34 protein-coding genes are annotated in these 23739 nt (G+C 47.4%); 9 read left to right on the top strand and 25 right to left on the bottom strand.

Annotation, left to right across the window (positions count from 1 at the left end; all coding sequences use genetic code 11):
• Positions 1–3 precede the first annotated feature (3 nt).
• The 23 genes from I3X05_RS06765 to I3X05_RS06655 all read right to left on the bottom strand — a co-directional run bounded on the left by I3X05_RS06765 (position 4) and on the right by I3X05_RS06655 (position 17745).
• Positions 4–492 (bottom strand): phage tail tube protein, encoded by a 489-nt coding sequence (locus tag I3X05_RS06765; protein ID WP_337971059.1) that lies wholly within the window; start codon positions 490–492, stop codon positions 4–6.
• A complete protein-coding gene (gpU, locus tag I3X05_RS06760) occupies positions 492–944 on the bottom strand; it encodes a phage tail terminator protein (RefSeq protein WP_337971058.1) in 453 nt (150 codons plus the stop codon). The genes I3X05_RS06765 and gpU overlap by 1 nt, the downstream gene beginning before the upstream one ends.
• Positions 925–1557 (bottom strand): phage tail protein, encoded by a 633-nt coding sequence (locus I3X05_RS06755; RefSeq protein ID WP_337971057.1) that lies wholly within the window; start codon positions 1555–1557, stop codon positions 925–927. Before I3X05_RS06755 ends, gpU begins: the two co-directional genes overlap by 20 nt.
• Positions 1554–1832 carry a head-tail joining protein gene (locus tag I3X05_RS06750; protein ID WP_337971056.1) on the bottom strand — a complete coding sequence of 93 codons (279 nt, stop codon included), beginning with the start codon at positions 1830–1832 and terminating at the stop codon, positions 1554–1556. The genes I3X05_RS06755 and I3X05_RS06750 overlap by 4 nt, the downstream gene beginning before the upstream one ends.
• Positions 1825–2013, bottom strand: a complete 189-nt coding sequence (locus tag I3X05_RS06745) for a hypothetical protein (RefSeq protein WP_193246900.1) — start codon at positions 2011–2013, stop codon at positions 1825–1827. Before I3X05_RS06745 ends, I3X05_RS06750 begins: the two co-directional genes overlap by 8 nt.
• A 52-nt stretch (positions 2014–2065) precedes the next feature.
• The gene (locus I3X05_RS06740; RefSeq protein WP_337971055.1) at positions 2066–4045 is read right to left on the bottom strand and encodes a phage major capsid protein; all 1980 of its coding nucleotides are present in this window, start codon (positions 4043–4045) and stop codon (positions 2066–2068) included.
• On the bottom strand, positions 4002–5570 hold the full coding sequence (locus I3X05_RS06735; RefSeq protein ID WP_337971054.1) for a phage portal protein: 1569 nt from the start codon (positions 5568–5570) through the stop codon (positions 4002–4004). Before I3X05_RS06735 ends, I3X05_RS06740 begins: the two co-directional genes overlap by 44 nt.
• Positions 5570–6097, bottom strand: coding sequence for a hypothetical protein (locus tag I3X05_RS06730; RefSeq protein WP_337971053.1), 528 nt, complete (start codon positions 6095–6097; stop codon positions 5570–5572). The genes I3X05_RS06735 and I3X05_RS06730 overlap by 1 nt, the downstream gene beginning before the upstream one ends.
• Positions 6091–8094: a terminase gpA endonuclease subunit gene (locus I3X05_RS06725; RefSeq protein ID WP_337971052.1), complete on the bottom strand. Its 2004-nt coding sequence runs from the start codon at positions 8092–8094 to the stop codon at positions 6091–6093. The genes I3X05_RS06730 and I3X05_RS06725 overlap by 7 nt, the downstream gene beginning before the upstream one ends.
• Positions 8048–8617 (bottom strand): terminase small subunit, encoded by a 570-nt coding sequence (locus tag I3X05_RS06720; protein WP_337971051.1) that lies wholly within the window; start codon positions 8615–8617, stop codon positions 8048–8050. Before I3X05_RS06720 ends, I3X05_RS06725 begins: the two co-directional genes overlap by 47 nt.
• Positions 8618–9050: 433 nt before the next feature.
• Positions 9051–10280 carry a tyrosine-type recombinase/integrase gene (locus tag I3X05_RS06715; protein WP_337971050.1) on the bottom strand — a complete coding sequence of 410 codons (1230 nt, stop codon included), beginning with the start codon at positions 10278–10280 and terminating at the stop codon, positions 9051–9053.
• Positions 10281–10743: 463 nt separating this feature from the next.
• Positions 10744–10872, bottom strand: a complete 129-nt coding sequence (locus I3X05_RS06710) for a hypothetical protein (protein ID WP_337971049.1) — start codon at positions 10870–10872, stop codon at positions 10744–10746.
• Between the two features lie 13 nt (positions 10873–10885).
• On the bottom strand, positions 10886–11101 hold the full coding sequence (locus tag I3X05_RS06705; protein WP_337971048.1) for a hypothetical protein: 216 nt from the start codon (positions 11099–11101) through the stop codon (positions 10886–10888).
• Positions 11098–11406, bottom strand: a complete 309-nt coding sequence (locus tag I3X05_RS06700) for a hypothetical protein (protein WP_337971047.1) — start codon at positions 11404–11406, stop codon at positions 11098–11100. The genes I3X05_RS06705 and I3X05_RS06700 overlap by 4 nt, the downstream gene beginning before the upstream one ends.
• Positions 11407–11444: 38 nt before the next feature.
• The gene (locus tag I3X05_RS06695) at positions 11445–11933 is read right to left on the bottom strand and encodes a hypothetical protein (protein WP_337971046.1); all 489 of its coding nucleotides are present in this window, start codon (positions 11931–11933) and stop codon (positions 11445–11447) included.
• Positions 11911–12201, bottom strand: a complete 291-nt coding sequence (locus I3X05_RS06690; RefSeq protein WP_263236438.1) for a hypothetical protein — start codon at positions 12199–12201, stop codon at positions 11911–11913. The genes I3X05_RS06695 and I3X05_RS06690 overlap by 23 nt, the downstream gene beginning before the upstream one ends.
• Before the next feature lie 174 nt (positions 12202–12375).
• Entirely contained in the window at positions 12376–13725 is a 1350-nt protein-coding gene (locus I3X05_RS06685) for a putative phage abortive infection protein (RefSeq protein WP_337971045.1), read from the bottom strand.
• A 251-nt stretch (positions 13726–13976) separates the two neighbouring features.
• Positions 13977–14558 carry a hypothetical protein gene (locus tag I3X05_RS06680; protein ID WP_337971044.1) on the bottom strand — a complete coding sequence of 194 codons (582 nt, stop codon included), beginning with the start codon at positions 14556–14558 and terminating at the stop codon, positions 13977–13979.
• Between the two features lies 1 nt (position 14559).
• Positions 14560–15192 carry a DNA N-6-adenine-methyltransferase gene (locus tag I3X05_RS06675; RefSeq protein WP_337971043.1) on the bottom strand — a complete coding sequence of 211 codons (633 nt, stop codon included), beginning with the start codon at positions 15190–15192 and terminating at the stop codon, positions 14560–14562.
• Positions 15192–15923, bottom strand: a complete 732-nt coding sequence (locus I3X05_RS06670) for an ATP-binding protein (RefSeq protein WP_337971042.1) — start codon at positions 15921–15923, stop codon at positions 15192–15194. The genes I3X05_RS06675 and I3X05_RS06670 overlap by 1 nt, the downstream gene beginning before the upstream one ends.
• Positions 15920–16720, bottom strand: a complete 801-nt coding sequence (locus I3X05_RS06665) for a helix-turn-helix domain-containing protein (protein ID WP_337971041.1) — start codon at positions 16718–16720, stop codon at positions 15920–15922. The genes I3X05_RS06670 and I3X05_RS06665 overlap by 4 nt, the downstream gene beginning before the upstream one ends.
• A 188-nt stretch (positions 16721–16908) precedes the next feature.
• Entirely contained in the window at positions 16909–17454 is a 546-nt protein-coding gene (locus tag I3X05_RS06660; protein ID WP_332205466.1) for a hypothetical protein, read from the bottom strand.
• A 39-nt stretch (positions 17455–17493) separates the two neighbouring features.
• Entirely contained in the window at positions 17494–17745 is a 252-nt protein-coding gene (locus I3X05_RS06655; RefSeq protein ID WP_039437034.1) for a hypothetical protein, read from the bottom strand.
• 100 nt (positions 17746–17845) lie between these two features.
• Here I3X05_RS06655 and I3X05_RS06650 point away from each other — a divergent pair, with 100 nt between their 5' ends.
• Positions 17846–18544 (top strand): LexA family protein, encoded by a 699-nt coding sequence (locus I3X05_RS06650; protein ID WP_337971040.1) that lies wholly within the window; start codon positions 17846–17848, stop codon positions 18542–18544.
• Here the strand turns inward: I3X05_RS06650 and I3X05_RS06645 are convergent.
• Positions 18523–19026 carry a hypothetical protein gene (locus I3X05_RS06645; protein ID WP_039437031.1) on the bottom strand — a complete coding sequence of 168 codons (504 nt, stop codon included), beginning with the start codon at positions 19024–19026 and terminating at the stop codon, positions 18523–18525. The genes I3X05_RS06650 and I3X05_RS06645 overlap by 22 nt on opposite strands.
• Positions 19027–19029: 3 nt before the next feature.
• On the bottom strand, positions 19030–19611 hold the full coding sequence (locus tag I3X05_RS06640; protein WP_337971039.1) for a hypothetical protein: 582 nt from the start codon (positions 19609–19611) through the stop codon (positions 19030–19032).
• Between the two features lie 263 nt (positions 19612–19874).
• Between I3X05_RS06640 and I3X05_RS06635 the strand changes: the two genes are divergently transcribed.
• The 8 genes from I3X05_RS06635 to I3X05_RS06600 all read left to right on the top strand — a co-directional run bounded on the left by I3X05_RS06635 (position 19875) and on the right by I3X05_RS06600 (position 23693).
• Entirely contained in the window at positions 19875–20186 is a 312-nt protein-coding gene (locus I3X05_RS06635) for a hypothetical protein (RefSeq protein WP_039437026.1), read from the top strand.
• A gap of 149 nt (positions 20187–20335) precedes the next feature.
• Positions 20336–20590 carry a hypothetical protein gene (locus I3X05_RS06630; protein WP_337971038.1) on the top strand — a complete coding sequence of 85 codons (255 nt, stop codon included), beginning with the start codon at positions 20336–20338 and terminating at the stop codon, positions 20588–20590.
• 6 nt (positions 20591–20596) lie between these two features.
• Positions 20597–20971 carry a hypothetical protein gene (locus tag I3X05_RS06625; protein ID WP_039437021.1) on the top strand — a complete coding sequence of 125 codons (375 nt, stop codon included), beginning with the start codon at positions 20597–20599 and terminating at the stop codon, positions 20969–20971.
• A gap of 2 nt (positions 20972–20973) precedes the next feature.
• Positions 20974–21159 carry a hypothetical protein gene (locus I3X05_RS06620; RefSeq protein ID WP_337971037.1) on the top strand — a complete coding sequence of 62 codons (186 nt, stop codon included), beginning with the start codon at positions 20974–20976 and terminating at the stop codon, positions 21157–21159.
• Positions 21147–21695 (top strand): hypothetical protein, encoded by a 549-nt coding sequence (locus tag I3X05_RS06615; RefSeq protein WP_337971036.1) that lies wholly within the window; start codon positions 21147–21149, stop codon positions 21693–21695. The genes I3X05_RS06620 and I3X05_RS06615 overlap by 13 nt, the downstream gene beginning before the upstream one ends.
• A gap of 37 nt (positions 21696–21732) precedes the next feature.
• Positions 21733–22737, top strand: coding sequence for a nucleoid-associated protein (locus I3X05_RS06610; RefSeq protein ID WP_337971035.1), 1005 nt, complete (start codon positions 21733–21735; stop codon positions 22735–22737).
• Positions 22737–23069 carry a hypothetical protein gene (locus I3X05_RS06605; protein ID WP_337971034.1) on the top strand — a complete coding sequence of 111 codons (333 nt, stop codon included), beginning with the start codon at positions 22737–22739 and terminating at the stop codon, positions 23067–23069. The genes I3X05_RS06610 and I3X05_RS06605 overlap by 1 nt, the downstream gene beginning before the upstream one ends.
• Before the next feature lie 51 nt (positions 23070–23120).
• The gene (locus I3X05_RS06600) at positions 23121–23693 is read left to right on the top strand and encodes a 3'-5' exoribonuclease domain-containing protein (RefSeq protein ID WP_337971033.1); all 573 of its coding nucleotides are present in this window, start codon (positions 23121–23123) and stop codon (positions 23691–23693) included.
• Positions 23694–23739: the final 46 nt, after the last annotated feature.

The raw sequence follows: 23739 nt of genomic DNA, 5'->3' as shown, positions 1-23739 counted from the left end.
TTCTTATGCTCCTGCGCCTGATTCAGCGATCAACTCTTCCGCTGTTTTAGGTTTGCCCACGTTTTTGATTTTCACGGTTCGCGTCACTTTCTCTTTGCTCGTGACCGCTTTGCCCAGCGAGTTGATATAACCGCGATTCACATCGACCGTACCATTCGGATATTTGACGCGGTAGAGCGTGATTACGTCTTTATCGACATCATCCACTAACTGCTGCTGACCCGATTCGCCCGGCTTCCATACCAATGTGAGGGTGGTTTCTCCCGCTGATTTTTGACCCGGAGACGTCTTTGACCAATCCGCATCGGGATCGTCTAGATAATTGTCTTCTTCATCTTCTACTGTGATTTCGCCAGGCTGCAGCTCTTTCACGCCTGCAAGTCGATCCCATTTTTCATCGCCAAGATATTCAGCGACGCCTTCAATGGTGGCGGAGTCTTTCAAGCGCCAGAAGGTGGTTCCTGCGCCTTTGGTTGGGGTGGTTGTGGTCATCAATCTGTCTCCATTTCAACAGAAAAAGTCAAAACTAATGAGCCCCAAGGGGCCCCGTCCTCTCGGACATAAGAAAAGCCAGCTCGGTTACACAAAGTGAGCAAGCCGTTTGCGGTGTAATCTCGGTGAATGACGTTCAATACTTTTTCGCCCAAGTTATCTAAATCGTCATCCAACTGATTGGTGGCCAAGTCCATGATTTCGACAGCGAGTGCGGCATTCCACTCTTCTGCGTCAAAGTCCTGCCCTGTGGTCTCACCTTCGAGCATATAGACAGAAATGGCGGGCACTTCTAATGACGCAGTTTCTCCATCATCACTGGCAAGAACGGGTTCACCGCGACCCGAGAAATAGGCAACAATAAGCGGCTGACCGTCACTATCGACTAAGTGGTTCTGCAGGTCAGTTATCACCTGCTGGCGAATTTGTTTGTTAATTTCCACGCGACACATCTCTCCTGATCACCAGTCGGATTTGCTGGCCTATCGCATAAGAAAGCTCTTTGGGCATATCCGTTTTCATTAGCTGGTTACTGTTGGTTTCAAAAGCGGCAGTAATTTCGTTTCGAATTGGTATAGCGCACATTTTGATTGGGTAACGCGCCTCGCCAGTACGTTGCATGATGTGCCACTTGCCATTCTTGAGCTTCTGTAAAAAAGCGTTATCAAACTGATGCTTGCCTACCTTAATAGACGTAAAACCCGATATTTCACGTTTGGTATAGCGGCCATCTTTACTGCGGGTTGCGCTTTGCACCTGATAACGCCCTTTCTTGCGGCGGATCTGTGTTCTCGCTTCCCCTATGTGAATAGCGGGGATGTCATTGCGACGAACTCGGACATAGGCTACAGGCTGTTTGGGTGAGGCTTTTTTAGAGACTCTGGCATAACGGCGGATGATTTTTTGCTGAACTCGTACCGCCTTTGAGGTGTCTTTCACCGAGCGGCTGATTGCCCGATTAGCTATCCGGTTAATCGCCATCGCACTGGCGCGAGGTACTGCCTTTTCATCCAGAGCGCTGAGATTTTTCACTGCAGTTGCCAATTGGCGGTCGAGGTTATTCATTGCAAATCGAAACTAATAAGGCTATCGCGATACTCAGGCACATCGACAACGACATAGTTACGGTTTTTGTAAACTACTTTGTCGCCTTTACGCACCTTAATTCCCGATGAGCTAGGAATAGACAGACGAGTAACATTCGCAACCATGACACCAAATTGCTCTTGCGATGTATCTTGAATCGCAGTCGTTGTCTGTCCTGCAATTGTTACCACGTCACCAAACGTATCAAACAGGGCAGCGTCCATCTCCGCCACCGAATCGGACCAATTATTCATCGCCGTCCTCGGGCTCTTCCGTTTCCGACACGACCCACTCAGCTTTACGGAGTGACACCAGCGAACGCGCTTCAGAAAGTTTAAGGTCTTTACCAACCTCTAACTCCGTTTTGAGCGGTAACGATTTACCACCGCAGCGAACGGGGGCAATAGTACGGATTTTTTGTAATTCATCTTTCATGGCTTTATTCCACTAAAAAGCCGCCCGTAGGCGGCGATTTGATAGGCTCTGATTAGGCTGATTTGCGACCTAAGCAGAACGATTGCGGGTGACGTACTGCGACATCAGCATCTTGGAAGGCAACAATGCGTAAGCGGCCTTTGCTGCTGTGCGTGTATGGGTCCACGGTCAGATCCAAACCACCCCACAAGCCAATCAACAATTCAGACCAAACACCAAACCAGTAGTCCCCGCTATTGATTTGGTTCGAAATGTGCGTGCCATAACCGTTCACGGTGTTACCCGCTTCCCAGATCGGTGAGCCGTTGGTGTTAGCAAATTTCTGGGTAGACTTACAGTGACCGCGCCCCACCGCGTTCATCATATAAAGCATCGAACCCACATCGGCGTTATCCGCTGCAATGATGGTTTCCATTGCAATGAACTCTTCATAGGTTGGGTTCGCGCCAGCCAGATTCACTGGGTTTACCCCCGTGATACCAGCAAGGCCGAGCGGCTGATCGCCACCTGTGCCATACAACGCGGCTTTATCAATGGTTAATGCCAACGCTTTGGCAATATCACTCCGCGCTAGCATTTCCACGTCCGTAGACGACTGCATGATCATCTTACGCGTCATTTCGACTAGTGCTGCACAGGTGCGGTTTTGCAATGTGCGCTCACCGAAGGTGATTTCTGATAGCGTGGCATCCGCATCTTCACCCAGCCAGTAACCCGTAGCGCCGCCTTCTTGGGTAGGAATAGAGAGATCACCCACCAGCCCGGTTAGCGTTGTCGCATACTGCATGACCGAGGATTTGTTGTAGAGCATATCGATAAAGCTTCCCGCCAAATGCTCAGTGGCGATTAGGTTTGCACCTGAGCCAGACGCGGCAATCGGTGCTGCTGCACGAAGCACGTCGTTTGGCACAATGATGCCCTGCGCTTCACGCTGCAGTTTACCTTCCGCCGCTGCAGACGCTTCAAGCTCAAAAGCAGCCGCTTGGCGATATTTTTCGTTAGTTGGATTTGAGAGGTAACGCAATACGTTTAAGAATGAGTAATTGCGGATCTCTGAATCTGACAGGCCGATATCAGGGCTGTCTGCCGCCGATGGTGTTGCGCTACGCTTGTTACCTTTGTCGCTTCCCGGATTCGCAGCAGCATCCAGCAGTGCGCGCTGGTAATCGGCAGCAGTTTTGCTTTTGTCGCGAAGATACGCGTTAGGATCTACGCCTCGGCTACCGTACTGCTCAAACAGGTCGAGAATATCGCGGACACGGTTTTGCTCTGCGTCGACACCTGCTTGGCGCTCTGTGTTAGCTTCTTCAAGAACTTCAATGATTTCAACAATAACATCGTTCTCATCAACTTTCGCACGTACTAAGCGGCCACTGGCATCACGAAGGGTTTTGGTCTTCATATTGGATTCACTCCGGGTTTCAATTTCAGTTTCGTTGTCTTCTGCGCCAGTTGGGATGATGATCCCCATATCACGCAGTTGGTTGAGGGTTTTAAGATTGTCTAAGCTGCGGCCTACACCAACCGTTGGGTCAGCAGGAACAGTGACAAAGGATTGTTCAAAGGGCTCCCAGTCGGTAACGCGGTAAGTTCGCGTGCCGTCTTCGTCTTTTTCGAGCACCATTTCGTGCACGATATAGCCGATGGAAACGTGTTTTCGGATTCGGTTTTTAACGTCCTGCCAGATCTCTTCTGCTCGGGGGCTGGTACCAAAACGCACCACCGCTTTACCCGTTTTGTTTTCAATTCGAGCAGACTCAATCACACCGACCAGATCATCCCAATCGTGGTTAACCAATGAGGATGCGCCTGCCTCAAAGCGTTGCATTCGCACCGCACCGGGTGAGTGATCGAGAATTTCATAACCAAACCAGCGCTCAACCGCGTATTCACTGGAGAACGTCAGTTCGGCTGTACGTTCCTCTTCGTTGATAGAGTCAACGCTGTAATCACGGTAAAGTGGCTGGCCTTTCTGCTGGCGAATGGCATCACTCGCCGTCAGCGTCTTGCTCGCTGTCTTCTTCTTGCGCATTATTGCTTTCTCCCGCTGGCGTGGGTTGCGCCTGCTTAATTCCAAGAATTTGCATGATCATTTCGTCGGGTATCCCTAGCTCTCTCATCGACTTAATGTCGTTGGCGTAGGCTTCCCATACGTCGATAGGGTCACGCCCCGACTCTCGAATGGATTCACTCGGTGATTTGCGACCGTTGATCTGTGCTTCGGTAATGGCTTTTTCTTCCTTGAGTGGGTCTATCCACTCCCAGCGGCGAGCCTGCCATTCCACTTCAAGAAACTTGCTCAGACGTGAGGCTGGGATAGGCTTGCCATTGGTGTTCAGGATTTTTCCAGCTAGCAGCGAGTATTCGAGCCAACGCTCATAGATGGGATGGCAGACCGCTTCAATGAACCACTCTTGCAAATCCTTCCAGCCATCACGTTCGTCTAGTTTTCCTTGGCGGATTGAACTGAGATTGACGTTTTCTAAATCATTGCTGTAAGTGTTGTAAGCAAGCCCCTGACCTGTCGCCATGCCTCTCAGCATATGCTTGGAAAACGTAGCGGTTTCAACGGATGGAAACTCCGGCTTGTAATCAACAGGGTCATAGCCAAGTGGTAATGTGATCACCGAATTAGGCTCTAATTCGATCTCCGGCTCATCCACTTCGTCATCGTCTGTTTCAAATACCTCAGGGTCTGGTTTGAGCATTACGACGTTGCTTGCACCAGCTCTCGCGTTAACCACCGAGGCTTCTTCAAATCCGTCAAGGTTTTTCATTCGTCTCAGTGAGGTATGGTTCCAAGGAACGCCGCGATATTGCTCTGGGTGCTCTTGATCGAATACGTGCAGCATGTTTTCTGCCAGTACACGTTCAAACTCCTTTCCGCTGTGGCGAAATGGTTCAGCCAATACGCCCGCTTTGGTTTCCACCAAGTAAGCGACTGGCCGACCATAAGGAGTCATTTCTATTCCTTGACGAATGATGTTGCCACTGGCCAAGCGCATATCGTTGACCTGAACAGGGACACGCATTGGATCAAGCAACTGCAGTGCGAAACCCCAAGGTCCTGCCGTGCTCCCTTCTACAATCCGGATAAAGATTTCTCCTGAACCCACAACTGTATTGAGAATGACTCGTTTAGCACGCCGCCAATCCAGACGACCGTCAACCGTGCAGTTCTCACGGCGACCCCACTTTTTGAAAGCGCGCTCTACCGCTGCATTGCCATAGGTATCGAATGAGCCATTGGGTTCTTTGGCGCGAACCTGCAGCACAATCCCTTTGTGACCCAACACGTTTTTGCGCACTTCACGCACAAAACCACGGGCATAGTCGTTATTGCTGATCTGCTCGCGAGAGCGTGCAACCAAAGTCACCAGTTTTTGGTCAATCATTTTGCCTATCGGTACAGGCTGAGTGGTCCAGTTACTGTTGCTACGGTCTGGGTCTGCAGCTGAAAACAGGCTACGTGATGCGTTGAGTTTAAACACCGGAGCCGTTCGAGCTTTGCGTTTCGCGGCGGGTTGTACTGGTGCTGAACGGAAAGGATTCCACATTAGCGCATCCTCACTTTGGTGATTTTAAGGAGGCCTCGGCCAGACTTAACCCGTTTTTCTTTTGCCACCATCACCGCAAACCGCCGCTCAAGTTTCAGTAAGTCACTGATTGGCGTTTTCTCTAAGCTTCGCCCACCAAACGACAACTTGAGCTGATCGGCCGTTGCTCGATTCGCTAAGGTATTGCGTATGGCTTGTAAGGCTTTTTCGGCATCACTGCGCGGATCGTGCGTGTCGAGCTGAACGAGATCGGGGAGCACCGTCACTCGCTCTGAGTACGGCTGATATACGTCCTGCCCTTTCGTCACTCGGATCACCGCAGTGTATTCGCCGGGCAACCACTCGGCAGTAGTCATCCCATCAGCAGCAAAGAGAAATGAATTCTCTTGCTTCTGAGCAATGATTTCTGCCGCATGATTGGCTGAGCGTAGATACAAGGTGGCATCCCACTCTGAGGCGGGATATTGGGAGAATGAAACGGGAAAGCTGACCGACAGACCTGAAATAAAGGTTGTCGGGATTACCATGATGTTGCGAAGTTTCCTTTTTTACGCCGCGTCAGCAGGCGCTTTTTGGTTTTTCGTTTGAGCCGAACAGGAGCTTCTTGTTGCTCTTCCTCTTCAAACTCATCCTCTTCTGACGGTTCGGTAACGGCAGTCTCTGCCTCTTCCTCATCGTCAGATTTGATTTTCTTGCGGTCTAACCGAAGCATTCGTGCACACATATAATTCATGCCCTCACAGTCGAGAAAGTGGTTGTCTTTACTGACTCGGTTCCAAGTCCCGGACTCTTCATCAAACTCTTCGGCAACAATCTGCTTGCAGTAGTCTTCCGTTACATCAGCAGGCAACAGCCAATCACCGACTGCACCGCGCTCCCAACGTACCCGGTTATGAACCCAAGATTTGGCAAGGCCTGAATCTATATCCCAACGCTTATCGCCACGCTTTCTGACTTTGCCCTGCTTATCAACCTCGACTTTCATCATGCGAAATGGTTTAGGCAGTTTTTGAAAACCCATTAAAGCGCGAGCACGAGAGCGATGGCGACGTACCCAAGCGTATACTTCGTCTGTGCGGTATCCAGCATCGACTCCGGTTAACCTAATGGTATGCCCGTCCCACTCTTGGGCAACCAGTTCATCTAACTCTTGCCAAACTTCTGGCTTGTCGGTATCGCCCCACAGCTCGCCAAATTCGATAAGGCGCGAGCTCATGCCCGGCATCCAACCGCGTATGACATAGACCAAGCGGTTTTTCTGCACGTCCACGGTACAGATCAACACTTCGACACCATCAGGAATTTGACCTGACTGATAGCTTGAACGCAGTGCATACACTTCTTCCCAATCCGGTGCCTCACCGACAACCGCGAAGATTTCACCAAAGCCCGTGTTGTAGACCGAAAGCAGTTGGTTTGGATCGCCACTGCGTTGGGCCTGCAGAAGTTTACGCGCCAGATAGCCGTAACTCTTTTTGCCTGAGAATGAACACAGGCCGCTCACCCAAATACTGAAATGGTTGTTATCTTCCAGTGGGTGCAGCATGGAATGAAACGGCACAACAGCCGATTCGTCTCCCTGAGTGATCAGCACTGAATGATCATCATGCCGTTTGGCATATTGACCGGGGGCGATTGCAACGCCCTGTGCATTCATTAACTTACGATGTTTGTCTTCAATTTGACCGCCGCAATGAGGGCAGGTCAGCCTAGCTTCACGTGAAGCTGCAGCTGGTGAGCACTCTTTCTCTGTGCCCTTACCCGGCCAATACAGTAACTCACTCCGCGGGATAAAATACTCACCGCAATCTGGGTCTGGACAGGGTACCGCCCATTCGTGGCGGGTACCTTGCTCCCATTCTAGCCAAATGGGGCTTGAGACTTTTCCCTTGGGCGAAACGGCCCAATGCGTCATTCCCGTTTCGGGATGAACAAAGGTGTTTGCTTTTCCGTGAGTCGGTGTACTGGTCAGCCCAAGCTTGGAGTCGATATAGGCATCACCCCGCGCCTCAGCAATTTCCGACAGTGAACCCTCGCCTGTTGCGTTGGCATCTGGGCGATCAAGTTCGTCAACTAGCGTGATAACTGCAGAGTCAGAAGCAAGTTCGGTGGCCGAACCTGCCCAAGCGAAACGCAGTGAAACACCGCCAATACGCTTTTTGTGTTTCGGACTTTTGTCGTCGTACTTAATCCAAAGACTCTGACACTCGCGAAACATCTCCATGATCTTGGGTTCGACCACGTTGTTGATGTTGGACTCGGTGGGCCCGACATAAATAATTGGTGCTGGTAAATCATCCAGTCGCCAGCCAATGATGTTCTGCATGGTGGCCGACTTGCCCATTTGCGTACCCATCACAAAAGTGATTTTGGAATACGCGGGATCTGAAAACGCCACACAGACCGGAATCATGTAGGGCGTTGAAGTGGTATCAAACGGCCCAGGTATTGGAGAGCCAGGAGGCATGATGCGGTTTTCAGTCGCCCACTGCGCAGCATTCCTCAGCGGTTTCGCTCTCACCATCTCCGCTACGTTTTGCAAGATAGTCAGCAACGAACGCACTGAGGCGGTCAGCGGTGGCAGAGCGAATACGTCGGCTCTCTTTGTCGATGATGTTTTTGCATTTTGCAGGCTCATGTTCTGACGATACCTCTAACGCTGTTCGGGCACCTATGCCGTCCAGCTCACTGCCAAACAAGTTGCCAACCATGTATAGGAACTGCGCCAACTCGCCCAAATCCATCACGGCTTCTTCTGCTTTCTTCGCTTCGATTTCCGCTTTGCGCCGCTTTGCTGCGGTCAGCAATAAATCTTCGCCGTCTTTGGTACCGACCTTGGGCGCATTGTTCTCTTTTTCGTACTGACCAATTTGCTTTTTGATTTCGCGGTCAATGATCCACTGGATAGCTTTGTCAGTTTCAATGATGAGTGGCTTGCCCCGACCTCCACCGCCTTGATGTGGCAAACCCTCTTTGATGAGGTCACCCACCCATTTGGGTGAGTAGCCCATGATTTGGGCAAATTCATTTCGGTTTACTTCTGCCATAGCGACACTCTTTTAGCGTTACGCGTTATGGTTCACTCCTTTCTCAAGCTGCCCGATAGAAGGGAGTAAAAACCGGACATTAAAACGAGGCGGAATCGGCGAGTCTCGACCCCGTGGAGATTCCACCCTTGGGGAAGGACCCGCGACCACCCCCACCCCTTGTGGCGCAAGGGGTTGCGACGAGTTCGACCAGCCGCGTTTAGCTCTCGATCTTTTGGCTCGTTTTCGCCAAGACTTTCAGCATCATGAAAAACACAGAAATCAGGCGGTTTTGAGGGTAAACAGGGGAAAACTCCCTTCTGGTCCTTTCTTGATTTTTGGCCTATTTAGCCATCTAGAATTCCAAACAATCCACAATCACTAGAATTTACCGATTTTCTTAAGAGTTAAATCGGCAAGAGTTTCGCGAGCCGTTGAAAGATCTAAACTCACCCTAAATGATCATGTTTTCAGATCTTCCCTCTGTCTTCCCATGAAAAAAAATAAAGCCCTGCAGATCTAACCAGTTGTGATAGGTCTGCAAGGCCTTGAGTTTTAAGGCTTCTGTCGTCGTATGTATGTACGCTTGGTCTAAATCTGACATCTTGTGATTGAGTATTCGTTCACGCACAAACTTATCAACACCAAGATCGGTTAATCGTGTCCCGACCAGCTTACGGCAATGGTGGCTAGTAAATGCGCCTGCACTGAACTCTGCATAGATATCATTGGCGGTATCTTTACAAATAGGCGCATCCCCTTTCGAGTTCGGGAAAATAAACTTTTGCTTTTCGGATTGAGTGGCACGATAACGAATTAGCAGATTTCTCACCTGCCAAGTCAATGGCAATACCAAAGCCTCACCGTTCTTAGCGTTACAAGCCGGAATTCGCCAAATGCCCTCATCCCAATCAATATGGCTCCAACGTGCCAACCGTGTTTCACGAATGCGCGTGCCGTGGGCCAACTGCATCAAAATAAACACCTGCTTTTGCTGCATGTCGTCTTTTAAACGCTCAAGCAATTCACGCACATCATCAGACTGAATCTTGCCCTCATTGGGCGTGATTTTCTTTTTGATGAAATCGCTAAACACCATTCCAGCCATAGGGTTAGCAGCAATATGCTCTTCTCGATACGCCTGATTAAACGCCGCTTTCAGAATGGCAAAATAGCCCTTAACCGTTCTAAGTTCATAGCGCTCTCGTAATGGCCAGATCAATGCATCTTTAATGTGATGCTTACGAACATGGGTTAACGGCAAATCATTCAGGGCGGGAATCAAGTGGTTAAACACAACCGAGCGCACCGCGCTTTTCCGTTCTGCAGAAATGTCTTTGTTTGAATCAATATGCTCAACATACCAGCGCAAACAATCCCCGAAACACGTCCAGTCAGTCACAATCTGGTCGGTTTCTGTCGCCATTCTCGCTATTTTTTGGGGCAACAGCTCAAACAACGATTTGGCACTCAAACGAGGCCAAAGGCCCAAACGTTCCCATTTAGGCTTTCCAAGCTTGCCGTTGTTTTTCCGTTTGTCTATCAGCCACCAAGTAGCACTCTCACGAGACTTATGAAAACGCAGCTCAAGAGCATACCTCTCATCCCTAAGCCTCGTGACAGTATCACTCTTCAAGTACTCTTTAATTTTCGCATCTGAAATACGTAATCTTACTGTCTTCATAGATATAAACCGCTTAGCCTGTCTCTCCAGTGTCACGCCGCTTTTTCGCCTCTGGCTGACGTTGCCGTTAATGTAGGATTTTCAACCTTGGCTAACACCTTTTTGATTTTCAGATCGCGCTTACACGTAAGGAGTAAGCATGGTTAATGCTTCGTGGTCACAGCTAACGTTCTAAAACAGCGAGGTGCTGACGCGCATTTAATAGGGTCACCGCCGTAAGCACTTGAGACAATGGCTTACGCCTAATCATGAATGCACTTTTTGCTCTTGGCGGTGAGAGTTTTGCTTGCTTTGAGGCAGCAAGCAGCCTTTTTCATCTTTACAGCTACTGATGCACTAATGGATCGCTAGTCCAAAGCTACTCTCTCCCTTTAATCTGGGCAGTTGCGAGATAAGCTGCGTTCACAACCTGACTTAACGGATAACAAGTGCAGTCAGTAGCACTCGACCACATCAAGCCAAGCTAACCGGGATTGATGTTGTAGTAATCAATGCAGTCATTGAGCTGTTCGATATAAATCATCAAGTTATCAACCGAACGCTTGGGATAATAAACACCGCCTTCATCATCGGCGTAATACCATTCAAGCATCGGCGCGACTGGCTTACAGCTGACCGGATGAGTCGGAGTCTTTATCGACTCGCATCCGGCCAGAGGCATCACCAAACAGCTCACTATGCCGATCACTAGAATTCGCTTTAATCCGTTCATACTTTGTCTCACGCTCCTGTGAAGCCTTAGCTGCTTGACGCCGCTCCCACAGCTCAACACCTTTCAGTGCCAAATCCCCGAGAATGGGGATAGCTTTGAGCCATGTCATTTTGGGCGAATCCTTTTGATGAACTGTGGATCGTGATGCTCAAGATTTTTTGCATAACCTTTGTTGGCAGCAAAAAACTCTAGAAGATCAATTAGCCACTTAGGCAACTTTGAAAGTTGCTCAGGGTTTATCATCTGACGAACCATGGCCCACAAATATCCAACCACACAGAATACTGCCACGGCGCTAACCCCTTGCGGGCCAAGGACAGAGACAATAAAGTCATAAAGTGGCGGTGACTCAAGCGTTGATGCCTGTACTACACACGGAAGCAACAACGTGCAAAATGCTATAAATAACTTCATAGCTCTTCTCCATTAAAAAAGGCGACCGAAGTCGCCTGTTAGTGAATAATCCCTTTCGGGAATTTATCGACAAAATCAGAAACAGCACCAGCACCCAAATGCGTGTTGTAATGCTTCTTCCAATACCGAGCCAACGCAGGAATATCACCTGCAGGCGGCAAAGCCTCAGGAACACGAAGATAATGCACTCGACACATCGCCACGGCGTAACGCAGGTTTGCGATAAGTTCAGTTGCATCAACTGGCGGATTCGCCCTGTCCAAGAAAAAGTCATTACCTATTGAATCTAGAACTTTCGCTGCAAGACGTAGTTTGTACTTCAGAAAATTTAACCAGATATCATCGTGCGTGGCAGGTTCCATTTGGATAATGCCAAGCGCTGGCCCATTCCCATGCTGCTTGAGATACTTGCCTCGGCTCTCAGTAAAAATAGTGCCGATAACCAGTTGCTCTGCTGCTTCACTCCAAAGGCCAAGACGCTTAAGTTCAGGCCTTACGACAAACTCAGTCAGTTGCTTTGCGTCCATCTCGTTCTCTCCGTTTCTTCATGCGACGCTGGTCGAGATACACAAAAATATCGAAGACCAAGCGACCACCAACAAAAACTAGCCCAGCCGTGGTGTATGGATTAAAAACAACCGGGTCAGGAATAGCAGCAGCTGCTTCCGCAACCTCTCTCGCACGAGCCGTAACGCTTTCACTAAAAAAACTGATACCACCACCGCCAAGATAAACTATTAATCGCCCTTTCCACTCCTGAAGCTGTTGCCACCAATTCAAAAGCGTTGAAACCATAGGAGTCCGGCTCCTGTTTTATAGGAATAAAAAAGGCACCCGAAGGTGCCGAAAACGTCAGTCAAGGTTTAGAAACACAAAAACCCCGCCGAGTGGGCGAGGTTTTGCATCGTGGAAATAGTGCGCCATATTGGGGTGAATGTCAACACTCACCCACTAGATGTAGTGATTAAATTAATTAAGCACCGCCCAAAATGGACAATTCCATGCATGTTCTATTTTCGTCATCTTTTCGTAAACGCTACCTTTCTTACCCTTTCCAAGGACAAAGATAATATGATCACTTTCCGGATTTTCATACTCTAAATATTTCCGAAACTTCTTTTCCAGCTTTACCAAACTCTCGCTGGTACCAAAAGCTGTGGGACTATAGCTTTGAATAACGATAGCCATGGCATTTGGGTGTCGATAATCCATTTCTCTGTAAGTCAATGCTGTATCAACATTCAAATGCTCTAAAAAGGAATATCTTTGTAACACCAGAAAATATTTATGATATGAGTGCTCAGGCTCATATCCAGCACAACAATTTACCGCCAAAATGCCCAAAACGTTCTGAGGCAACATTGCTCGAATGAGACTAGCGTAGCGCTTTTCCTCTTCTGACACATCGGATTGCAAATATTCGTTTGAAAAATCACGATTTAAGTTACTTACATGGTTGGTCACAACAAACTTAAGTATCTGATAAAGCATACGAAAATATCTACAAAGCTGAGCATTATCCTGAATTTCTTTTAAGCAGTCATGCATCGAGTAAAAAGCAATGCTACTTATATTCACTATATCGTCATTATTACCTTTAGCTGCATTTATCAGCTCTGTTAATGCTTGATTATGCTCAGCCAGCAACGCATAAAAGCTAGTTTCAAACTGCTGAATTTGTGTCGCTTTCCTCTGTTCTTGAGCTAACGCCTTTTGTTCTGCTGCAGCACTTTGCGCTTCTACAACTTGTTGACGTAGTGCTTCGGCTTGCTCTTCATTAGCAATTGTTGTTTTCTCTATTTCCTTTCTTGTCAGCTCTAACTCTTCCCGTGTCAAAGCCAATTCTTTCAAGGACAATTGATGACTTCGGTTCTGTTGGTAAATAGTAAACAGCAGCCCCATAAAAGAGAGAAATGACAAGAGAGGAGCGGAATAATTGTTAAAGAAGGATCCCGACTTATCAAACCAGTCAAGCTTAGAGTTAGATTGACTCGCAACTTCACTCAATGGGAATTCGTGAGCATAAAACCACAGAAGACCTGCCATAACGAAAACTGCAATTAGAAACAAAAGAAAGTAGGGCCATGAGCGAGACTTCACCCTTCCAATAATCTCAGGCTCGACACCTAGCATCGTGCACAACTCGTAAAAGTAATCAACGCGATTTTTAAATTGAACTTCCAACTCCGAATGTGAAGGCGCTAGATAGGAAAATCCTTCATTTAAGTCGTTAACTTTTCCAGAAAAACTACCATCTTCTAGTCGTTCAACTGTTCCTGTAAAGCCCTTATATTTGAAATCTCTAAACCTCGTTCTCATTCCATAAGTCCATTAAGATATATAACTGATAATCATCATAACAACTTGAATAACCAGAGCATAATTCTTATTGCATATGGAGATAGATATCACCACCCACCAACAAAAAAACGCCCAGCGAGGGGCGTTTTCGTCTTAGTAGCAGCAAGAAAGGTATCAATATTTGTTTTATAAAAAGTACTTCATTGCCTGCTGTAGTAGAAGCACATTCTAGCAATAGCGAGACTCACGCTACTAAACTTAATACTTTCCTAAGCCGCTTCCTCCCTCTCGATTCTATCCATCAGCGCCAGCATGGCTGCGTTACGCTTACCAGACAAGAACACAGACAGCTGCTCCAGTACAGGGTGATACTTGCGCTTAAACACTGAGAACGTACAAACAAACTTAGAAGCACACATTGCCGCGAAACGGCTCTCCACATTCCAAGCTACGCGGCCATCTTGGCAGTGCAAACAATCACGGTAGTGACGGTTCGCACTCAGGTACTTACCACTACCACCACAACAAGAACAGATCTGCCCCATTGGTGTGATTGCCTCTGTCACGGCTGCGTTCACCATTGCGGCAAAGGCGAGATCGCTCTTTTGCCCTCTCCAATCACCCGTTAGTGAGTACACCTCGGCCAATACTGCTTTCTCCAGCATGCGACGAGATTGAGCGTTGTCCAGTAGCTCGACAAACAGCACCAGAAAGCCAACTGGTGACTCCTTCCAAGTAATGCCCACCATCGCGAGCTGATCCTCTAACGTAAAAATACCCTTGCCGCCTTTTTCCGGTTGATAATTTATGCCTTTTAAATCGAACTTAGCCAATAACGTTTCAGGTCTCATGCTATGCCGCCTCCCCTAATCGCATGCGGAAATTAATGCCCAACTCATCAGCCACACCGCGAGAAAACGGGATTCTTGGAGTGTAGTGCGTGAAGTGAGGAGTCCAGAGCACGAACGCAGAGGGAAAATTCACCCCTGTCTTTTTGGTTACACCATCAATGTCGTAAAAGTTGTAACGGCCATCCGGTTCGTAAATCGCAGTTGCCTTGCCATCAACCAGCTCGCGCCACCATCCGGTAGCAGGCTCGTAAGGCAGTAACATCATTCCGCTATTGCCGCCTCTAGCCTCGTCAAAAGCTTTCTTGATAAAAAACTGCTTCAAGTCAAACGGCGGATTACACCAGAAATCATTCTCCCAAGGCAGGCTAAGCGCATCAAAGCCGACGATCTTCGCGTGCGGGTTAAAATCCTCTTTGCAAAAACCAATGCCGCGCTGGTCATAATTCCCTGCTCGCTGCTCCAACCATTCAAGCGAAGTGTAGAAACGATTCACTTTGGCCGTTGCAGGCTCTGCGCAAACATCCAATTTAAACTGGCGACCGTAAAGGGCTTGGCCATCTTCAAAACATTCCCACGTTGTACCCCAACGGTTTTTGTCTTGAGTTGGCGTTGTTGAGTGAACAAGAATTGGCATCACGCCACCCCCTTAAGATTCTGTTTTTGGCGACGGTAGCTATCCCATGTAAAACCCACCCACTCGCAGTTCTCAAGCAACCTTTCCATCACACGTTCACCAAGAACTCGAGTCAGCTCATCCGATTTGAGATTGGTTAGAACGCCCGTTGGTTTCTCGTTGGTGTAGCGTGAATCAATAATCGTATTGATCATAATTGCTTCATGGTCGTTCATGCGCTGCACGCCTACCTCGTCAAGCACCAACAGATCCACACTCGCCAAGTACTTCAAGAACTGCGATTCTGTAACCTTGGATTCCTTGTTGTACTTGTCGCGAATTTTCATCATCAGCTCAGCGACAGTAATCACCAACACCGTGTATTTACGCTTCATCAACGCATTCGCCATCGCACAAGCCAAATGGTTTTTACCCGTTCCTGTCGAGCCAGAGAAAATAAAATTCTTCTGGTTGCCATCTAAGAACTCAGACACCCAGCGACGCGCAACACTGAACGCTTGACGCTGCCCTTGGTTGTCCGTGATGTAATTATCAAACCGACACTTAAGGTGTTTTTTGCCAACACCGCTACGGCCAAGCAAATCTTGAATCTTGCTTTGCTGGTAGTTCTCGTACACCTCTCGGTCCTTAGCCTGAGTGGCTAGCTGGCTGATCTGGGTCATTTGCTCCTGCGTGTACGGCACCACATGAGCAGGCATCGCTTGGCGAAGTTTTTGGTAGAAGTTGTTCATTGCTCACCTCCGGTTTGACGATCGATAAACCACTGCGGTGGTCCGTAATCGGCTGGGTTGGTTTGGTCTGAAAATGGCTCAACCTGAGAAATCTTTGAATTTCCGCGTGCCGGCACTGCGCGTTCTCTCGCCCACTGGTTCTGCAAACGCATCCCATTGCGCCAAGCGGCCACCCAATCGCTGTAAGTCGAACCACGAGCAATCATCGCATCACGCCACTGGTCCGTAGCAACACGAACCTCCAACACAAAATCTGTCTGCTGGAGATACCAATCACGCATTTCCGATGTCACTTCGAACTGGTCAGGAAACTTGGTTTTCACACTCGCATTGCGCTTGGGTTTTTGAGGTGCCGAATTGTTCCCAGAATCCTCAACGGGGGGATTAAGGGGGGATCTATTATTATCTGATGGATCTAATGATGGTTTGGGGCCAGCTGTCGCCCTACCCCCTTGCGTCATTTGCCCTAGGTCAGAATTTACCCTAGGGTCATCACTACCCGAGGTAGCACCCAAATCAATGATGGCTTTTAGGTTGATCCAGTACACGTTTGTGTCATGAATTTTGCTCTCTTCCGCCTTACGACGACGAACAGAAAGCACACCCATTTCAACCAAATTTTTGATTTGAGTTTTCACCGTAGAGGGTGAAACACGACTCTTCTTAGCGATGGCCGATTTACCCGGCCACGCCATACCATCGTCATTGGCATAGTCTGCCAAACAAAGCAAAATAATCTTTTGCGTGCAGGTGAACGCATCAACGTCCAGAATGGTGGACATGTATTTAATACTCATACCGCCACCCTGTGCGCCTGCATCGTGTTCCAAATCACTGCCGCCTCATCACGCGGCACAATACGTTTCCCTTGCGGCGTCACGGTTACATAAAACCGCAGCCCACCGACAAAAATTAAATAAAGGCTCATTGCACAAAGCTCTCCAAAATTCACTTAAACAATCGTTACGCGTCACTAGCAGAGTGGTCAGCTCTTTAACGCGATTAACTTTTCCAAGTAGTTCAATAACGGCTCGTGAGAACCTGCCGATTCTTGCACTTCCTTGTAAGCCGAGCGCAGTTGGTCAATCGACGCAGACTCAGGAAGCAGCAAAAACGCGCGAAAGGCCTCGCTCGATTCCTTACTGAAATTTGCCAGCAGCTGATCGCGGTTCGAGGTGGTTTGGTTTGCGCCAATCTTCGCCACCGAGAACCCAAGCGGATTCAAAAACTGATTCAAAGCCGTGCAGGCTCTTTCAGCTGGCATTGCCGTAATTACCGCAGGTAACAAATCCATCATTGTCGCTTTTGCCTCTACCGACGAACGCTCGTTGTAGCGGAAAAAGTTTTGCATGTTGTTTTTGTCGTCCTTGCCGGGTACTTTCAGCAATTCCTTGCGCTGAGCATCCACCTCGTTGGCGAGTCCCAGCTTGTAGTAAGCACTGGCGATCTTATGAGCAATGCACTCTTTGCTCAGTTCAGCTCGCCAGCCCTCAATCGCGTTGCGTAGCACCGCCTTAAAGCTCATGGTCATATTTACTCCTTACTGTTTATTCATACAGAAAGCCGAGAATCACGCTGCTTCACGAAACTTCTGTAACCTATACTGAAAATCATCTGGCACCATAAATGCCGATGGGGTAAGAATTTTATGGTCAATGCCTGTCAGTTCATGCGCCTGCTGCATACGGCCATGTTTGGCAGGAAACTCCTGTGATGCCTCCCATTTGCGAACGGCCATTGAGGAGACGCCAAAAACTTCTGCCATCTTGGAATAACTGCCATTGAAAAACTCAAACCTCACATTGCTGACTATGTTATGCATAATGCCCCCATTTGCAACTATTGGTTTCTATATTAAAACACAACTGATAAGTAAGCAAAAGAACTTTAAAATAACCTATGGTTAACTAAAGGAGATCAACATGGGTTACAAAAACATGGTTGATAAAACTTTTGCAGACAGACTCAACGATGCGTGCAACAAAGCAGGCATACCTGTTCGAGGTAGAGCGAAGTACATACAAGATCGCTTGAGTGACAAACTATCAATCACAGCTATTAGAAAATGGCTGGTTGGTGAAGCAATGCCTGAAACTAAACGCATCGGAGAACTTGCGGTTATTGCCAACACCTCGGTTGAAGCATTGTTTGCAGATGAAGTAAATGGATCTCTGGGTGCCACCGTCCAAGAAGTCACCACAAATTACGGGACATCCCCAAGGCGCTTTGAAGTCCCCATCTTGTCTTGGGTACAAGCTGGAGCATTTTGTAATTCAGAGTCGCAGGTATTACCCCAAGATTGTGAAACTATACTGTGCCCGAATAGATCGGCATCTCGAAGCACCTTCGCCCTTAGAGTTGTTGGCGACTCTATGACTGCGCCTTACGGGAAAAGCTATCCAGAAGGGACAATTATTTATGTTGATCCAGAGAAAGAAGCGCTGCCACGCAATCGCGTAGTGGCCAGAACTGAGCTTGGCTTTACGTTCAAAGAATTGGCGATGAATGAGTTTGGAGAGAGATACCTAAAAGCGCTCAATCCCCATCACCAACCGATTTTTGGTGAGGGAATTGAAATATGTGGTGTGGTTATTGGAAGCTACAGCCCTGAACCCGCTTGAATCTGATAGTCATGGCCGTTAATTAAAATATCCAAGAATTCAAGCTGGTTAACTCGTTTCTCACCTTTGTAAGTGTTACTTGCAATATCAAATTCACGATAAATCACAAACCCATAATACATTTCGTTTTTCTCTTCGCTCCACCCCATAGGCAAAGCATTTTTAACCTGCAAAGCGATATCGCCCGTCTTCTTATCGAGCATATCCCCTTCTTTAAACGAAATTATTGGTCCTTGAGTCCAAAGGTATACATCTTTTTTATCACGCTTTCTTTTTAAATACTGAAGGTCTAGCGCATCACGAAAACAGTAACCGACATGAAAAGCCCATTCTTCATTGTTCAGACTGCCCTTCATAGACACTTTATCATAAGAAACCTTTGGGATAATCAATGTCTTATCTTGCCTATCAAAACTCGACTTTCCACTTTCAATTCGCTTTTTTATTATCTTTTTAATGATATCTAACTGACGCATTTCCATTGACTACTTTCCTGTTGAGTCTAAATCAATCACGTATTCCATAAATTTCTGAGCTGCTTTGCTCAGTTCGCGGAAATTAGTGGTTTTCTTACCTTTCGCTCTGACGCACCAAGGCCTTTTATTTGTGGCAAATTCAGATACTGAAACTAAATTAGGATCGGTAATAAATTCCTCCCCTATTTCCATCAGGAAGCTAATACTTGCTGAAGGAGTTCGGCGCATTCGACCATTCTTAAAGAATCCAAATACGCTAAATTCAGCTCCAACCTCTACGCCCCAACCTAACGATTCCAGCGTGTCTTTATAAAAAGCGGCCACTTCGTCAAGGGACGAAAATTCCTTTGCTGGCTGCGGGGCAAGATACAAACCGTCGAGTCCATTGTCGGACTCATCAGCCATAACAAGTTTGCCAACAAAGAACTCTTTTACACGATTTGACGAATAACAACGCGCCCTGACTTTCACATCATCCACGATTGCAATAGGTGCGATCAGGCGTTTCGCTCCTGGTGACTTACCACCGAAATATCGAACTAAAACTTTTTCCTTGCGCTCAATTAGATCGCAAACCTCTTCTATATCCATGACTACACAACAATTTCCATATGAGAAAGAGCTATACAGTATGCATATCTAAATTGAACTTTATGCAACAAAACTCAAAATTCACTAAAAATGACACTTTGGGTTGTTGACAGATTGCAACCTCAGGTTACAATAACCTCAGGTTGTAGAAATTGTATCAATCGATAACCGAAACACGTATAGAACTTACTTGTGCAATGAGCTTCGCGGCCTGACCAGCCGCCCTCACTCCCTTTTGGGATAGGAAATACAGGAGTTTTTAGATGAATGACACCAATCTGCAAAGCATCAATTTGCATTTTGCAAAACAGCTAATTCAAACCGTTGAAGTAGCGAACTGTTTTGCTCACCAGTTTAAAGCAGAGGTATCTGGGCTTCGTGAAGACGATCCGCTACGTATTCAAGCGGAGCAAATGGAAGAAGACATCGCTAAGGCGAAAAAGATAGAGCTTTGGCTCAATGAACAGCAAGCCGCGCTATTTGAGAGCATCCGCAATCAAACATCACGCTTGCATTCTGCAATTAACGCAAGAAGAACCGAACTGGCCGAATCACAACACCAGTTGCAGGGCTAGAAAAGAGAAAGCCCCTATCGGTGACCAAACCAACAGGGGCAATCTTTGTGCAATGAGACTTAACGCCTCGGAATCAAGTATATACAGGGCTGACCACCCTGACAAGCCATATACCTGAGTACGGGCACTCACCCTAAAAGGAAAGTGCAATGAGTACCATCGAATTTAGAAACTCTCAAGAAGCGTTCATACACCGCAACATCCGAGAAATCCTCGAAAAAGACGGCCACGAAACAGCCGACGCAACAAAAGCGGCCAACTTCGCCGTTGAAACCTACCGCAGCACCGCGACTTTTGGCGGACGACGGGGGGGGCAAGTGTTTCGAGTTCTGCCTAGACAGAGCAAAGCAGTTTGTTGCCCCTCTCAAAAAGAAAGCCGAAAAAACCAAGCGTGCGCGGGGTAAAGCGGCATGAGCAACGAACGTGAGAAGAAATTGGCGGCAGAACGCGCAAAGCGCTATCGCGCCAAAAAGAAGCAGACACAGCACCACGAAGTTCGCGGCCTGCTTTTAAGCCAAACCGTTAAGCAAAAACTGGATGAGGTACGAATTTTCTACGCCTACCCCGGCGAACCTTACGACGAAACCGAAGCAATTGAGGCATGCATTCTTCGGGCTCACAAAGATATGCCCAAGATTCAAGCGCAGCTAGGAACCTGCAGCAAATGCGGTGAACAGCTTCCGCAGGGCTGCGCAAAGCTTTCTCAGGGCGGATTGTTTAATGGTGAGGCAAAGTGTTGGCACACATTAAACCGAGTGCGCCTGTATCTGCCGGAAGGAGTTTAAGCATGGAGCGCTATCAAATAGGGATGCCTGTCGTCCGTTTTGTTGATGAGAACCCATATCAGGCTCAAGCGGATAACGCCAGTAAGCTAAAGGCTTACAGCAATGCGGTTCAAGTTGTCGATCAGTATTTATCAAAGCAGTTGGTAGTAGGTGAGAAAATTGAGAGGGGTATGCCATGGACAGAGTAATCAAAGCATCAGCAGAGCTTTACCAAGTTCGCCATAATACCTTTGAGGGATGGGGAGATTTATTCTTAATTTGTGGTGAAGAGTCAGTCAGTATCACCATAAATTCCGACTATGGCGTTTTTGCTCACAATTGGACGCACTGCGGATGTAACCCAAAAGAGTTTCTAGCAAAAATCGACTTTAACTACTGCATGAAAAAACTGACGGATTATAAGCTCTACATCAAAGCACCAGAGCTGTATCCGATCCAAGTAAAACAGAGAATCATTGAAGCTCGCCGAGAGTATGAAGGTTTAACCAAAGAGGAAGCTCGTGAAGCGTGGGTTGATATGCTGAACGCCGACCATGACTCTGGTGATTTGTACTTTAGAGAGCTGATTGACCATCATCTTTTTGGGAAAGTTTTTAGTGATTACGAGTATCTACCAGATGCAAAAAAGATAGATCCAAGATGTCAGGATTTTTGGAATTATGTTTGGTTGCCATTTGTTGAGCAGCTAAAAACTGAATTAGTTCAAGATAGTCAAGCCGCCTGACCAGCGGCTATTAACCACAACCAAAAGGAAACGTGCAATGAGCTTCCAAGTAACAAACGCATACATCAACGAAATCATCGAGAATGACATGGGCGAATTAATCCCTATGCACAGCATCGACAACCTTGGCCCACAAATAGGCTTTGCTGAATTCGAACGCCTAGTAGAGCAAGCACACCGCGCATTCTCAAGCAAACCCGCAAAGGGGTTTGGCTTCTTCGATGCCGATAGCAATTTCAAGAAAATGATTGATCTCATGCTTGATGGTGCTGACTTCAATGAGTTCGCCTTCCTAGAAAACACCCATTTAATCTCTGAACTGAGCAAGTACCCATTTGCTGATACAGGCCTAGTGGTGTTCGCCCGTTATTGGCACTTTGCCAATGACCTCCTGTTGGTGGCTATCATTCCATTTACTGAAGGAATGAAAATCAGCTTCGGGCGCAATTTAAGCCGTTTGACCTTCCTTGATATTTCTGGCATCACGATCGCTGCAGTGGTCAATATCACTGAGTATCAAACCAACCCAGATTCAAAGCGCTATGTCAGCTACATCAAAGGCCGCGCTGGTCGCCGCGTGGGGGACTTCTTCTTTGACTTCCTCGGCATCCAAAACGGCATCGACATCAAAATGCAAAACACCATCTTGATGCAAGCCGTCAATGATTTCATCAACGACCAAACCACCGAGCAAGATGAAGCGTTATTGATTCGCAAGCAAGTGAAAACTCACTGCTTTGATGTCGCCAAGCTCGGTGAAGAGGTAGACATTGCCGAGCTTTCCGGAGAAATACCAACCAACAACGGCCAATCATTCGAAAACTACGTGATTGAGAACGGCTACGAACTTGCACCACAGTTCCCCGTAGACAAGAAGATGATCAGCAAGCTTGTTGCCTACAAAGGCGCTGGCGGTGGCATCAATATTCAATTTGACCGCGCCCTACTCTCCGAACGCGTTTTCTATGATGTCGAAACCGACACGCTAACGATTAAAGGAACGCCACCGAATTTGCGCGATCAATTGGTAAGGGGGTTGTGATGACCAAGCGAATCAGCAATAAGAAAGCCAAGCAGATGATTTCCGACATTGAAATGTTCAGAATAAATGGATGCTTACCCAAAACGGTCTGTTTTAGCTTTTATGAAAATCAGTTTGGCTATTGGGTATGGATTGAATCCGGTTGGTTTTTCAGGGCGGTTTACTTCGGAAAGGTTTCGGTTACAGCCGAGCGTTTAAAAAATAAGTCTGAGTACTACTGCCAGTGCGACAACTCTGAATGCGGGAACTGGTTCGAAGCATCAAAGATTGGCGAAACGTGCAGGGAATGCAACAAAGGCACGATGCAGCCGCAAGATGTAGAACCATATTAACCAACTAGGCCGCCTAACCAGCGGCTGATTACGAAAAGCGAGACAAATTACATGACAAAAGTTAACACATCAGTTTTTGACACTGAGACAACAGGAACCGACAACAAGTGCATAATCCTTACACTGTCTGCTGTTAAGTTCGATCGATTCAATGCTTTCCATGATTCTGCGGAACTAAAAAATTACAGCTTTCACCGCACTCTTAATATTCCGGAGCAGATACTCAAAGGTCGGATTATTGAAGCTAGTTGCATTGAGCAATTTTGGTTAAAGCAACCTCAGAACGTGATTGATGAAGCGTTTTTTGCTAGTGCCACACCAGTAAAACAAGCCCTAGAGGAATTCTTCGATTTCATAAAAGGCACGCAACTATATTGTCGTGGTACAGATTTCGATCCTCCTAAACTTGCAAGTTTATGCAAGGATTTCGGTGTGGAAATGCCGATCAAATATAACAAGTTCCGAGATGTAAGAACTTATATAGATGCTTTTACCATGGGTGACGATGGTTATATTCCTGATTGGGAAACACCAAATTGGATCACTCCACACATAAGTGTTGATGATTGCTGGCGCGATGCTCTCCAAATGATTGAGGCTCCTATTCAATACAATAAACTTTGATAAAACCAAGCCGCCTGACCAGCGGCTTAACCCAACAAACGAGAAC

Origin of the sequence: Vibrio navarrensis, from assembly GCF_015767675.1 — a bacterium.
In the GTDB taxonomy this organism is placed as follows: Bacteria; Pseudomonadota; Gammaproteobacteria; order Enterobacterales; family Vibrionaceae; genus Vibrio.
The sequence above is the reverse complement of the archived record's forward strand: the minus strand, read 5'-3'. Positions and strand labels throughout refer to the sequence as shown.